The organism is Niveibacterium sp. 24ML (assembly GCF_026586805.1).
GTDB lineage: Bacteria > Pseudomonadota > Gammaproteobacteria > Burkholderiales > Rhodocyclaceae > Niveibacterium.
This window is the reverse complement of record NZ_JAPFHA010000006.1, coordinates 132,529-145,770: the sequence shown is the minus strand read 5'-3', so window position 1 is coordinate 145,770 and position 13,242 is coordinate 132,529. Positions and strand designations below refer to the sequence as shown.

Annotated in this window: 10 protein-coding genes, 1 other RNA gene and 1 riboswitch; of the genes, 9 read left to right on the top strand and 2 right to left on the bottom strand. The window is 66.9% G+C overall.

Features of this window, described 5'->3' with window-relative positions; genetic code table 11:
- The first annotated feature begins 153 nt into the window (after positions 1-153).
- Positions 154-4,182, top strand: a complete 4,029-nt coding sequence (locus OPU71_RS07485; protein WP_267726824.1) for an EAL domain-containing protein — start codon at positions 154-156, stop codon at positions 4,180-4,182.
- Between the two features lie 15 nt (positions 4,183-4,197).
- On the opposite strand, the gene cobU is transcribed toward OPU71_RS07485, so the two are convergent.
- A complete protein-coding gene (gene cobU, locus OPU71_RS07480; protein WP_420712364.1) occupies positions 4,198-4,722 on the bottom strand; it encodes a bifunctional adenosylcobinamide kinase/adenosylcobinamide-phosphate guanylyltransferase in 525 nt (174 codons plus the stop codon).
- A gap of 65 nt (positions 4,723-4,787) precedes the next feature.
- Positions 4,788-5,013: riboswitch (cobalamin riboswitch) on the top strand.
- A 171-nt stretch (positions 5,014-5,184) separates the two neighbouring features.
- Here cobU and OPU71_RS07475 point away from each other — a divergent pair.
- The 4 genes from OPU71_RS07475 (at position 5,185) to OPU71_RS07460 (ending at position 10,806) form a co-directional block, all read left to right on the top strand.
- Entirely contained in the window at positions 5,185-7,008 is a 1,824-nt protein-coding gene (locus OPU71_RS07475; protein WP_267726821.1) for a TonB-dependent receptor domain-containing protein, read from the top strand.
- A gap of 41 nt (positions 7,009-7,049) precedes the next feature.
- Positions 7,050-8,063 carry a FecCD family ABC transporter permease gene (locus OPU71_RS07470; protein ID WP_267726819.1) on the top strand — a complete coding sequence of 338 codons (1,014 nt, stop codon included), beginning with the start codon at positions 7,050-7,052 and terminating at the stop codon, positions 8,061-8,063.
- A complete protein-coding gene (locus OPU71_RS07465; protein WP_267726817.1) occupies positions 8,063-8,839 on the top strand; it encodes an ABC transporter ATP-binding protein in 777 nt (258 codons plus the stop codon). Before OPU71_RS07470 ends, OPU71_RS07465 begins: the two co-directional genes overlap by 1 nt.
- Positions 8,840-8,913: 74 nt before the next feature.
- A complete protein-coding gene (locus tag OPU71_RS07460) occupies positions 8,914-10,806 on the top strand; it encodes a M48 family metallopeptidase (protein WP_267726815.1) in 1,893 nt (630 codons plus the stop codon).
- On the opposite strand, the gene OPU71_RS07455 is transcribed toward OPU71_RS07460, so the two are convergent.
- The gene (locus OPU71_RS07455) at positions 10,807-11,673 is read right to left on the bottom strand and encodes a cobalamin-binding protein (RefSeq protein ID WP_267726813.1); all 867 of its coding nucleotides are present in this window, start codon (positions 11,671-11,673) and stop codon (positions 10,807-10,809) included.
- A 185-nt stretch (positions 11,674-11,858) separates the two neighbouring features.
- Here OPU71_RS07455 and OPU71_RS07450 point away from each other — a divergent pair, with 185 nt between their 5' ends.
- The 4 genes from OPU71_RS07450 to OPU71_RS07435 all read left to right on the top strand — a co-directional run bounded on the left by OPU71_RS07450 (position 11,859) and on the right by OPU71_RS07435 (position 13,188).
- On the top strand, positions 11,859-12,062 hold the full coding sequence (locus OPU71_RS07450) for a hypothetical protein (protein WP_267726811.1): 204 nt from the start codon (positions 11,859-11,861) through the stop codon (positions 12,060-12,062).
- The gene (locus OPU71_RS07445; protein ID WP_267726809.1) at positions 12,062-12,358 is read left to right on the top strand and encodes a cell division protein ZapA; all 297 of its coding nucleotides are present in this window, start codon (positions 12,062-12,064) and stop codon (positions 12,356-12,358) included. The genes OPU71_RS07450 and OPU71_RS07445 overlap by 1 nt, the downstream gene beginning before the upstream one ends.
- 101 nt (positions 12,359-12,459) lie before the next feature.
- Positions 12,460-12,640: non-coding RNA, 6S RNA (ssrS, locus tag OPU71_RS07440), on the top strand.
- 56 nt (positions 12,641-12,696) lie between these two features.
- Positions 12,697-13,188: an EVE domain-containing protein gene (locus OPU71_RS07435; protein ID WP_267726807.1), complete on the top strand. Its 492-nt coding sequence runs from the start codon at positions 12,697-12,699 to the stop codon at positions 13,186-13,188.
- Positions 13,189-13,242 lie beyond the last annotated feature (54 nt).

Below are 13,242 nucleotides of genomic sequence, written 5' to 3'. Positions count from 1 at the left end.
GCCCGGCCACTTCAGTTGTGGGCGTGCACGACGTTAATGTTTGATCGGGCGAGCGTCTTGAGGGGCCAGCGCGATGCGGGCAACACGGGCGCAAGCGCAAACGGAGGGCCGCAGGTGGCGACAGGGCTGGGCGAAAGTCGACGGGGTTTCGCAGTGACGCTGCGGGCCAACGCCTGCCTGTGCCTTGCTTACGCGGCGGCTGGCTGGCTGGGTTTGCTGCTGGCGGTACCGCCCGGTTATGCCTCGCCGGTTTTCCCAGCCGCCGGCCTTGCGCTGGGCTGCGTGCTGGTGCTGGGGTGGCGCCTCTTGCCCGGGGTCTGGGCCGGATCTGTCTTATTGAACCTTTGCCACGGCTATGAGCTGACCGGCAGCATCAATGCATTGCCCGCGGTGACGGTGGGCTGCGCAGCCGCCTTGCAGGCCTGGGCCGGGGCATGGCTGGTGCGCCGCTTCGCAAGCCCTTCCTTGCGCCTGGATGAGCCCGGCGAAGTCGTGCGTTTCATGCTGATCACGGTAGGCAGTTGCGTCGTGGCGGCAACGCTCGCCCTCGGCGGCCTTTACCTGCTTGGCGCAATGCCCGCTTCGGGCCTGGTCTTTTCCTGGTGGAACTGGTGGCTGGGCGATGCAACCGGCGCGATCATCTTTACCCCGCTGACCTTGCTGGCGTTAGCCCGGCGTGGCCTTGGCTGGCGCAGTCGGCGCTGGGCGGTTGGCCTGCCGCTGCTGGTGGCGCTTGGGGTGCAGATCCTCCTCTACCTGCAGTTCAGTGCCTGGGAGGCGGATCGTGTCAGGCAGACGCTGGAGCGAGATGCCGAACTGGTGCAGCGCACCTTGCGCGAAGCGGTGCAGCCGCCGGTTGAAGTGCTGGGGAGCCTGCGCCAGTTCATCGAGAACTCCGAGTCGGTGACCGATGAAGAATTTCACCGTTTCGTAAAGCCCTGGCTTGCCAACAACGCCTCGGTGCTGGCGCTCGGGCGCGCGCAGTCGGTGCCGGCAGGATCGCGCAGCGCGTTCGAGTCGCAGATGCGCGCTGAGGGTAAACCTGATTTTGCGATTGTTTCGCGCGCCGAGGTGGGCCCGCCGCAGCCGGTGCCGCCGGGAGATGATCAGGATCGCCTGGTGGTTTCGAGGGTTGAGCCCGCCGCGCCGAATCGCCTTGCGCTGGGTCTGGATCTGTACACGGTTGCGATCTCGTCGCAGGCGATTGCGCGCAGCCGCCAGCAGAATCAGGCGGCCGCGACGCGGCCCTTCCGCCTGACCCAGCAGCGCGATCCGCATGCACGCGGCATCGTCGTCTACCTTGCGCATCGCGCTCATGCGGCGGCGGACAGCGAGACGGTCGCCGGGCCGGCTTTTGGCGGCGTGGTGTTTGCCGCCTTTTCGCTCGATGTGCTGATCGAGCGCCTTGCGCGCGCCACGCGGCAAGGGCTGGCGATCTGTCTGCTGGATAGCAGTGAAGTGCCTGCGATACGCATTGCGGGCAAACCCGGCTGCGAACAGCACCGCGATGGCCCGTTCGTGGCGCGATCGGTCGTGGCGGTGGGCGATCGGGCCTGGGCGCTGCGCGCCGAAGCCTCGCCGGAATACCTTGCAGCGCAGACCGGGGTGTTGCGCTGGTGGGCGCCGGCATTCGGCATGCTGGGCAGCGCCCTGCTGGTGGCCTTCGTGTTGACATCGGCGGGTCGCACGCGGCGTGTGCAGATGCTGGTCGAGCAGCGGACCGCCGAGCTGCGCGCGGCGACCGATCGCTTCAGCGGCATGCTCGAGCGGATCAAGCTCGCGGCGGTGCAGCTCGATGTCGAAGGCCGGGTGAGTTTCTGCAACGACTACCTGCTCAATCTGCTGGGCTATCGCGCCGACGAAGTCATCGGCCGCGACTGGTTCAGCCTGGTGTTGCCCGAAGCCAGGCGTGAGCCGGTGCGCAAGGTGTTCCAACGGCTGATATCCGATGGCGCTGAACCGCAGCATTTCGAGAACGAAATCTTTACGCGGGCGGGCGAGCGCCGCTACCTGGCCTGGAACAACACCTTGCTGCGGGATGCGGCCGGCAAGGTGCTTGGCATTGCCAGCATTGGCGAAGACATCACGCTGCGGCATCTTTCGGATCTGGAGCGTGAAAAGGCCTGGGCGCTGCTGCATGCGGCCATTGCACAGTCGCCGGCGGGCATCCTGATCGTGGATGCGCCGAGCATGCGTTTGCGCATGGTCAACCCCGCCGCAATGCGAATCCGCGGCCGGCAACCGAGCGAAATGACTGCGCTGGAGGACTTCGTGCAGGGCTGGCAGGTCTTCCACCCGGACGGCAGCGTCTGCGAGGTGGCCGATCTGCCGCTTGCGCGCGCGGTACGTGGCGCCCAGACGACCGAAAACGCCGAGTTCATCGTGCGCGACGAAGCGGGCCAGGAGCGCTGGGTTGCGGCCAACGCCGCCCCGGTGCGTGCGGCCGACGGGCGCATCATTGCCGGCATTGTCGTGTTCAACGACGTCACGCTGATCAAAGAGCAGCAGCAGCGCCTGGCGCACATGGCGCACTACGATGCGCTCACCCGCCTGCCCAACCGCACCCTGCTGGCAGATCGGCTTGAGCTGGGGCTGCAGCAGGCTGAACGCGACGGCAAGCTGCTGGCGGTGGCCTACCTCGATCTGGACGGCTTCAAGGGCGTCAACGACCGGCTTGGGCATGAGGCGGGCGACAATCTGCTGATCGACGTGGCGGGGCGTTTGCGTGGGGCATTGCGTGGCGGGGATACCGTTGCGCGCATCGGGGGCGACGAGTTCGTGCTGCTGCTGCGGGAGCTGGGCGATTTCGCCGAGTGCGAACACGCCCTCAAGCGCGTGCTGGCCGAAGTCTCCGCGCCCTACCTGCTTGAAGGTGAAATGGTCGAAGTTTCGGGAAGCATCGGGGTTACGGTCTATCCGACCGATGGTGCCGACCCCGACACGCTGCTGCGTCATGCCGACCAGGCCATGTACGTGGCCAAGCAGTCCGGCCGCAACCGCTATCACTTGTTCGACGCTGAACTCGATCGCCGGGCGCATGTTGAACGCGCCTTGCTGGGTAGCATCGGGATCGCCATCACCCAGAATCAACTCGTGCTGCACTACCAACCGCGGGTGGATCTGCACACCGGCCGGGTGGTCGGGGTCGAGGCGCTGGTGCGCTGGCAGCATCCGGAACGCGGCTTGCTGCCGCCGTCCGAATTCCTGCCGCAGATCGAGGGGCATGCCTTGTCGATCGCGCTGGGTGAGTGGGTCATCGCCGAGGCGGTGGGGCGGCTGGCACAGTGGCTCAGCCACGGCATCGAACTTCAGGTAAGCATCAACATTGCGGCCCGGCACCTGCAGAGTGCAACGCTGATGAGCTTCATCTCGCAGACCCTGCGTGAGCACCCCTCGGTGCCGGCCAGCGCGCTGGAACTGGAGATCCTCGAAACCGCCGCGATTGAAGACCTGCAACAGGTCAGCGGCGTGATCGACGCGTGCAAGCGGCTTGGCATCCGCGCGGCGATTGACGATTTCGGCACCGGCTACTCGTCGCTGTCCTACTTCAAGCGCCTGCCCGCAGAGGTGATCAAGATCGACCAGAGCTTCATCCGCGACATGCTGGGTAACCCGGAAGACATGGCAATCGTGGAAGGGGTGATCGAGCTGACCCGCGTGTTCAGCCGCACCGCGGTGGCCGAAGGGGTGGAGACGGAGCAGCACGGTCTGATGCTGCTGGCGCTGGGCTGCGACCAGGCGCAGGGCTATGCGATCTCGCGCCCGCTCAATGCGCAAGCGCTGGTGAGCTGGCTGGCGAACTACCAGCCGTTTGAAAGCTGGCGCCGGGGGGTTAAACAGCTACGGCGGGAGGACTTCCCCTTGCTTGCCGCCGAGGTTGAGCACCATCAGTGGATCGAGCAGTTGCGCACCGCGCTGGCGGCGCAGGCGGGGGATCTGCGCGCGCCACGCCTGAGCGCAATCCATTGCCGCCTGGGTAAATGGCTTGAAACCGCCGATGCCACGCGCGCCGGGGTGGCGGATATCCGCGCGCTGCATGAGCGCCTGCATCAGCGCGCCGAAGCGCTTTGCGAGCTGCACGACGCGGGCGAGCGCGCGGCCGCGGCGGCAAGCCTTGCGGAAGTCGTGCAGCTGCAGGAGCGCCTGTTCAAGTGCGTGCGCGTCTTCATCGGCGTGAGCTGAAGGCGCGGCGGGCGTTCAGCCTTTCAAGACCAGTGGCAGGCCTGCCGCGATGAACACCACGCGCTGCGCCATGGCCGCCGCCGCCTGGTTCAGGCGACCCTGCGCATCGCGGAATGCGCGCCCGAGCGCGGTGTCGGGCACCAGCCCGAGTCCGACTTCGTTCGATACCAGGATGACGCGTCCACCGCAGCGCTTGAGCGCGGCCAGCAGTTCGGCCGCGGCGGCTTCTCCGGCGGCATCGCCGTGCTCGGGGGCGGAGGCCAGCAGGCGATTGCTCAGCCACAGCGTCAGGCAGTCAACGATCACGCATTGCCCGGCGCGGGCGTGAACGATCAGTTGCTGCGGCAGATCGTGCGGGGCTTCAACCGTTTTCCAGCTCGGGTCGCGTTCTGCGCGGTGGCGCGCGATGCGGGTGCGCATTTCTGCGTCGAAGCCTTCGGCCGTGGCGATCAGCGTCACCGGCAGTGCGCCGGCTGCGGCGCGCTGGGTGGCGTGGCGGCTCTTGCCCGAGCGTGCGCCACCGAGGATGAGTTCGATCATCAGACAAAACCTTGCTGCGGTGCGAAACCCGCAATGTTAAACTCGCGCCCCTGCTCCGGCCCAGGCCGGAGTGCCGTCTGAAAGGTGCTCTGGCGCGTCTGCGCGCCGGGGTTAAACGGGAAACAGGTGAATCCGCTCGTCGCGGACCATGCCTGTGCTGCCCCCGCAACGGTAGGCGAGAGCCCGGCGTCATCGGCCACTGGGATACTTCCCGGGAAGGCGACGCAGGGCAGGCGTGAGGATTACGCTGGCTCGCAAGCCCGGATACCGGCCCGTCAGACACCCGCGCTTGCTTGGCCGCCCGGCGGTGAGGCTCGCGCGTTGGAGGACAGGCCGCGGGGTGTCGGCTGATCAGCCAGCGCGCCTTGGCGCCTTGCCTGTTCGTTTCCCTGCTGTGCTGTCCGTGTGCCATGTCCGGCGCGCGGGGTCGCGCGCTTGGACGATCAGGGAGTCTCTTGCAAAATGAAGTGCCTTTGGGTTCGCCCCGTCTCTGCCGCCGTGCTTGCGGCATTCTCAAACGCTGCGTTGGCGACCACCGCCGCCACCGAGCCGCCTGAAACCGTGGTGATCACCGCCACGCGGCAGCCCACCCGGATCGCTGAAACCCTCGCCGATGTCACCGTGCTTGAACGCGCCGACATTGAACGTGCCGGCAATGTCAGCCTCACCGAGTACCTCGGCCGTCAGCCGGGTCTGCAGTTCTATTCCAATGGCGGGCCGGGCAAGGCTTCTGGCCTGATCGTGCGCGGTACCAGCGCCGCGCAGAGCCTGGTGCTGGTCGACGGTTTGCGCGTGGGTTCGGCCACCAGCGGCGGTGCCTCGCTGGAGCATCTGTCGCTCGACGACATCGAGCGGATCGAGATCGTGCGCGGCCCGCAGTCAGCCTTGTATGGCTCGGATGCCATGGGGGGCGTGGTGCAGGTATTCACCCGCCGCGCCAGTGCGCCGTTTGCCGCCGACGCCTACGCCGGCGTCGGCACTTACGGCAGTCAGGACTATGCGGCTGGTGTCTCCGGCCGGCAGGGCGCATTCAGCGGCAGCCTGCGTGCCAGCCATACGCAGACCGACGGCTTTTCGGCCACCACCGATGCCGAGAAGCAGCCCTACAGCTACGACCCGGACGACGACGGCTACCGCCGCACCAGCGTATCCGGCAGCCTTGGCTGGAAGATCGCCGAAGGCCATGCGCTGGAACTGAGCGCGCTGCAGAACAAGGGCCGCAGCTGGTACGACGGCGGGCCGGGCTTCGATTCGCATGTCGATGCCAAAGTCGCCACCTACGGGCTGGCCTTGCGCGATCGCTTCACCGACATCTGGAACAGCACGCTGCGCGCGGGGCGCTCGATCGATGACAGCCGCGACTACGGCCCGTGGAACCCCGACGGCGTGAGCTTCCGCACCGAGCAGGATCAGGTGTCGTGGCAGAACGATGTGCGCATCGGGCCCGGCGCCTTGATGCTGGGCGCCGAGTGGCTGCGCCAGCAAGCCACGGCCGAAGGCAGCTTCGATACCGACCGCACGATCGGCGCGTTCTTCGCAGGCTGGAGCGCGCACTACGGCGAGCACCGCATCCAGATCAACCTGCGCAACGACGACAACTCGCAGTTCGGTGCCCACACCACCGGCACGCTGGCATGGGGCTGGCAGTTCACCGAGGCCTGGCGTGCGCGCCTGGGCGGTGGCACGTCTTTCCGCGCGCCCACCTTCAACGATCTCTACTACCCCGGCTATTCCAATCCTGACCTGAAAGCCGAGCAGGGCGAGAACGTCGAAGCCGCGCTGGCCTGGGCCGCGGGCGAGGGGCGCGCGTCGCTGACCGCCTACCAGAACCGGGTGAGCGATCAGATCGCGCTCGATCAGAACTGGCAGCCGCAGAACATTTCGCGCGCACGCCTGCAGGGGGTGACGCTTGAGGCCGCCAACACCTGGGGCGCCTGGGTGGTGGATGGCTCGCTCGATTGGCTGGATGCCCGGAACACCGATACCGACAAGCAACTCGCGCGTCGCGCGGAATGGATGGCGGCGTTGAACGCCAGCTATGGCACCGAGGCCTGGCGCGGCGGCGCGGAGCTGCGCTACGTGGGTGATCGCTACGACGACGCGGCCAATCTGAACAAGCTTGACGCCTACACGCTGGTCAACCTGTTCGCACACTGGAGCGTGGCGCCGCAGGCACGGCTGGAATTGCGCCTGGACAACCTGTTCGACGAGCAGTACGAAACCGCGCGCGGCTACGGTACGGCTGGCCGCAGCGTGTTTGCCGGCGTGCGTGTGAGCACCCGCTGAGCGCGCAGAAAGTCAGCCGTGCATTACAGGGGCGCGCGACAATGAGTGCCGTTTCCATTCCGATCGCTCGTCTGCCGATGCGCCCCCGTCGCGTTTTGATTGTGCTTGTCTGCCTCGCCGCCGGCGTGTTGCTGGCGTTGTTCGCCGCGCTCGCGGCCGGCGAGGTGGCTGCCGGGCCGGCCGCGGTGATCAACGCATTGCTGGGGCACACCGAGCAGATCGAATCGGCGGTGGTGGCGCAGCTGCGCTTGCCGCGCGCGCTGGCCGCCTTGGGCTGCGGCGGCCTGCTCGCGCTGGCCGGTGCCCTGATGCAAGTGCTGTTGCGCAACCCGCTCGCCGATCCGTACGTGTTGGGGATCTCCGGCGGTGCCGCGGTGGGTGCGCTCTCGGCGCTGCTGTTCGGCCTTGCTGCGCCATGGGTGGACGGCGCCGCCCTGGCCGGCGCGCTGGCCACGATGTTCGCGGTGTTCGCGCTCTCGCGCGGTTCCGGTAGCTGGACGCAGACCCGCCTGCTGCTGACCGGCGTTGTCGTGGCGTCTGGCTGCGGCGCGGTGGTTTCCTTGTTGCTCACGCTGAGCCCCGACCGGGCCCTGCGCGGCATGCTCTTCTGGCTGATGGGCGACGCCGGCGCGGCAGACCGCCCCGGCCTGGTGCTGCTGGTTCTGGCTGTGGGCGTACTCGCCGCCATGCCCCTGGCGCGCGAACTCAATCTGCTCTCGCGCGGCGAGCGCCATGCGCGGGCCCTGGGGGTCGACACCCGCCGGCTTGGTGTCGTGGTGTTTCTGCTCGCCTCCTTGCTCACGGCGGCGGCGGTGACTTCAGTGGGCTCGGTTGGCTTCGTCGGCCTGGTGGTGCCCCACCTGTTGCGCCTGCTGCTGGGCAATGACCAGCGCCTGCTGCTGCCGGCCTCGGCGCTGGGCGGCGGCGGCCTGCTGCTGGTGGCCGATACCGCCGCGCGCACCGTGATCGCACCGCTGCAACTGCCGGTGGGAGTGCTCACTGCCTTGATCGGCGTCCCCGTTTTTCTCTGGCTGCTGGCGAGGCACCCGCGTTGATGGCGGATGCTGCGTCGCCATTGTTGTGTGCGCGCGCACTCGATGTGAGCGTGGCACAGGTGCGGGCCGTGCGGCGGCTCGATCTGGATCTCGCGCCGGGCCACCGTCTCGCGATCCTGGGCCGCAACGGGGTTGGCAAAAGTACGCTGCTGGCGGCGCTGGCCGGTTTGCATCCCTCGCATGGGCGGCTTGAATGCGGTGGCCGGGCGCTTTCTGCGTGGCCCGCGCGCGCGCTGGCGCAGTTGCGCGGCTGGCTGCCGCAGCATCCCGACGACCCTTTTGCCAGCAGTGTCGAAGAGGCTGTGCTGGTTGGCCGGCATCCCTGGCTTGAGCGCTTCGAGTGGGAGAGCGAGGACGATCAGCGCATCGCCGCCAGCGCACTGGCGGCTATGGGGCTCGCCGGCTTTGCGCGGCGCAATGTACAAACGCTCTCCGGCGGCGAACGGCAGCGCGTTGCCATCGCGGCCTTGCTGGCGCAAACCCCGCAGCTCTACCTGCTCGATGAACCGCTGACGCATCTTGACCTGGCGGGCCAGATCGCGGTGCTCGATCACTTCCGCGGCGTGGCGGCGGGTGGCGCGGCGGTGGCCATGGTGCTGCACGACATCAACCTGGCTTTGCGCTGGGCGAGCCACCTCCTGATCCTCTTCGGCGAAGGCGACTGGCTGGCAGGCAGCGTGGCCGAGGTGGCCTCGGCCGAGATCTTTGGCCGCGCCCTCGGCCACCCGCTGCATGCCCTGCACGATGGCGAGCGGCTGTACTTTGTGCCGGCCTGACTTGTCGGGCGCCGGTGCGCGCCGGTCGGCTTTCTGCTTGCAGCCGTGCCGCATTGCAGGAAGACTGCTCACCTATGCGTGAACAGGATTTCGAACGCCTCTTTGACCGCGCCCGCCACCGGGCTTTGCGCTTTCCGCGCCTGTTCCGGTTTCTCGTCACGCTGCGCGCCGGCGCGGGCGTTGGCTTCGTCATGCTGCTTGGCCTGGCGGCGGTGCTCACCCTCGGCTGGGCGCTGACACCCGTGTTCGACGGCGGTTTCAGCGAGGCGCCGATCGCAAGCTTCTTCCGCGGCCTGCTGTCGATTCCGGCCCTGCATGTCCTGATGCTGGTGTCGCGGATGCTGCGGGGCCGCTTCCCGCCGCCGGACGGGCATGCCTTGCAGGCGGCCGAAGCGCCGGCCTTGTTTGATCTGCTCGAACGCATGCGGCGTCGTTTCGGCACCCCGCCGATTCACACCGTGTGCATCACGGGCGAACTGAACGCCGCGATCACCCAGCGGCCCAACCGCTTCTGCGGGTTGCCGATGCGCAATACGCTGGTGATGGGGCTGCCGCTCGCGCTGGCCACGTCGCCGCGCCAGTTTGTGGCGGTGCTGGCGCATGAGTTCGGTCACCTGCGGCGTCAGCGCCTGGCCTTCGGCGGGCTGGGCTGCTACCTGCGGGCGCTGTGGCATCAAGTGCTGGAAAACATGGAAGCCACCACCAGCCCGCTCCAGCCGCTGTTTGCGCGCATCACCGAAATCGAAACGCCGCTCTACTGCGCAGAGTCGCTGGTGTTGTCGCATCTGGATGAGCTTGAGGCCGATGCCTGCGCGGCCGAAGTGGTGGGCGCCAAACGTCTGGGTGAGGCGCTGGCAGAAATCGCGCTCAAGCACCGCTTTCTGGCTGACGACTATTGGGCCAAGGTGTATGCCCAGGCCAATCATTCCGAACGCCCCTCGATGCTGCCATACCGTCACATGGCGGCGGCCCTGCGTGCCGGCTTCGACCGCGAGGCCTTCGCCGACTGGTTCGATTCCTTGGCGGACGTGGGTAGCGATGAATCGCGCCTGAGCACCCACCCCAGCCTGCGCGAGCGGGTGCAGGCGCTGGGCCTCGACGAGCCGGTGGAAAGCCACGCGCAGGGCGGCGCGGCAAGGCGTTTTCTGGGCGAATCGGTCGCGCGCCTGGCAAGCGATCTCGATCAGCAGTGGTGGCAGGGGCAGCAACGCAGCTGGCGCAAGCGCCACTGGGAGGTGACCCGCGCGCTCGACAAGATCGCACGGCTCGAGTCCGAAGGCGCCCAGCTCGGGGTCTCCGAGCGGCTTGAACTGGCGCTGCTGGTGGAGCGCTACGCCGGCGATCGCGATCCGCTTTCGGTCTACCGCGAGTTGATGCCGCAAGCGCCGGGCCGCCCCGACGCGCTGCTCGCAATGGGGCGCCTGCTGCTTGGCCGTGGCGACCCGACCGGGGTTGCGTATCTGCGCCGCGCGATTACCGAGGACGACGCGGTCGGCTTGCAGGCGGCCGCGCTGCTGATCGAACACTACGAAAGCAGTGGGATCGGCGCCGCCGCGCGGCCCTACCGCAAGCGCCTTGGCAAGCTGTTGCGGCAGGCGCAGCTGGTGCAGGCCGCGCTGGACGCGCCGCTTGATGCGCTACGTTCCTTGCCGCCGGGCCTCGAGATGCACGAGCTGCGCGCGCTGGTACGCGACCTGCGCCCGCGCGACGCGATACGGCGTGGCTACGTGGTGCGTCGCCGCTGCGAGATGGCGCCGCGCTGGCGCGCCTACATCCTGGTGTTGTGTGCTGACGCCTGGCGGATGGACGAAGTGCACGAACTGGCTGGCGAGATCGAAGGTGGCATCACCATTCCCGGCCTCTGGCGCGTGATTGTCGTGCAGGCGGGCAGTACCGAAGAGGCAGTCATGTGCGAGGTGCGTGGCGCACGCTTCTTCTCGCGCAAGGATGGCGCGGTACGGCCCTGATCAGCGCGCCTGTGCCATGCGCGCACGGGCCTGGTCCAGCGCGGTGCAGACTTCGTTCGCCCCCGCCAGAATGCGCGGCCCGGGGCGGTTGAGTTCGTCGCCCGACACATAGATCAGGTTCTGGAAGCGCACTGCGGGAAGTTGCGGCCAGCGCTTCCATCCCTCCAGCGAGCCCTTGTCGGTCGCCGGCTCACGCCCGGTCAGGATCGCCTCCGGCGCTGTCGCCAGCACCGCTTCGTGCGTCACCGTCGGCGCGATCGGGCCAAGGCTTGCGAACACATTCTGCCCGCCGCACAGGCTCAGCACGCCACTGACCATGTGCTTGCCGTTGAGTGTCTGCAGCGGGTCAGACCAGACCTGGTAGAACACTTTCACCGGTGCACGCTGGGCGAAGCGGCTGCGCAGGCTGGCAAGGCCATCGCGCAGCGTGCTCGCAGCGCTGTGGCCGGCCTGGGGGTTGCCGGTCAGGGTGCCAAGCCGTTCGAGGTTGGTGGCAATCGTTTCGAACTCCCGTGGCTCGCTCAGGTATACCGGAATCCCCAGCGCCCGCAGCCGGTCCAGTTGCGGCGAAGGATTCCCCGAGGCCCAGCCCACGACCAGATCCGGTTTGAGCGCAATGATTCGTTCCAGATCCAGCGCGTGATAGCCACCCACGCGGGGCAGTTTCTCCGCGGCCGGCGGAAAGTCGCTGTATGCGGTGGCGGCGATTACTTTCGCGCCTGCCCCGGCTGCGAACAGCAACTCGGTGGCATGCGGCGCCAGGCTGATGACGCGCCGGGCGCTCGCCGGCAGGGTCACCCGCAAGCCGGTGTCGTCAATCACGCTGACTGGCGCGGCCAAGGCTTCGGTGCAGAGCCACAGGCTCATCGCGGCAAAAATCTGCAACGCGGATGAGGCAGCGCGCGTAGAGGGCCTTTGATGCTGCATGGCAGTGCGCTTTCAATTCTGTTTGCAAGTCCATGATTCTACTGTCATGGCAAGCTGCCTTTGCTTTGCTTCAGTGTGAATTGTGGCGCTTGACCCCACCGCCAACGGCTCCTAAGATCGGCCGCATGGAACAGGAACTTTCATCGCTTGAATTCAAGCTTGGAACGCTGGTGCAGCAAGTGCATCTATTGCGCACCGACGGCGTGGCTTTGCGTGAACGCGTTGCCGCGCTGGAGGCCGAGAACCAGCGCCTGAAGGCCAAGCTTGATGTCGCAACAGCCCGCATCGAATCGGTGCTTGCGATGATTCCCGAGACGATGGAGTCGTGATGGAGAACGTTGATTTCGCCGTTCTGGGGCGTGAGTACAGCGTCTCGGTCAAGCCGGAAGAGCGAGAGTCCTTCCTCGCGGCAGTCGGGCTTGTTGACGCAAAGATGCGTGAGTTTGATGCGCGGACCAAAGCCGCGTCCGAAACACTTGCGGTGATGACTGCCATCAACATTGCACATGAATTGGTGCAACTGCAGACCGGCGCAGGATTGGATCTGCCAGACTACCGGCGTAGAATGAAGGCCATGGGCGAGCGCATCGACACTGCGCTGGCTCAGCAAGAAACTCTGTTCTAGCTTGACCGACTTGGTGGCTCTGATCGCCGCCAACGAGAAGAATCTGGATTTGGCAGTCGACAGGGTCGGTTGCCGCGGGGTGTGAAGCACCCCGCAACGGTTTTCCCCTGCGGTGTTCGTTTGGGTCGTAATTTCCTTGAACCAATGTCTTCGCGACATGGTTGCCGACCAACAAACCGCTGTTGTGAGCTCCCCTTTGCGGGAGCACCTGATGCGGCAGGAACGCGACCGCCCTGAACCCAGGTTCAGGATGCCGATTCGAACGGCACAGGCGGGGGATCCCATCATGCAGGGCGCGGAGCACGGCTTCGCGCCCTTCGCGTTTGTGGGCGATGCGCATGCAATACTGGTTGATGAAGTCCGAGCCTGAGGATTGTTCGATCGACGATCTGGCTGCCAGGCCGGGCCAGACGGTGCCGTGGTACGGCGTGCGCAACTACCAGGCGCGCAACTTCATGCGCGACCAGATGCAGGTCGGCGACCGGGTGCTCTTCTACCATTCATCTTGCGCGGAGCCCGGCATCGCAGGGCTTGCGGAAGTCGCCTGCGCGGCTTATCCCGACGAGACACAATTCGACGCCGCGAGCCGATATTTCGATGCGAAGTCGTCGCGCGAGGCGCCGCGTTGGTTGCATGTGGATGTGCGTTTCCTTGCGAAGACGCCGCTGATTTCGCTTGCCGTACTGCGCTGCCATCCTGCGCTTGCGCAGATGCGGGTGTTGCAGAAAGGCAGTCGGCTTTCGATTACGCCGGTCGAGCCGGAGGAATGGCAGTACATCATCGATCATCTGATTGGCGCCGTGACGCTGGCGCCGGGTACCGAAGGCTGAGGCCGAGCGGATCGATCGAGCGAAACCCACGCGATGCAGTGGGTGTTGAGTCAA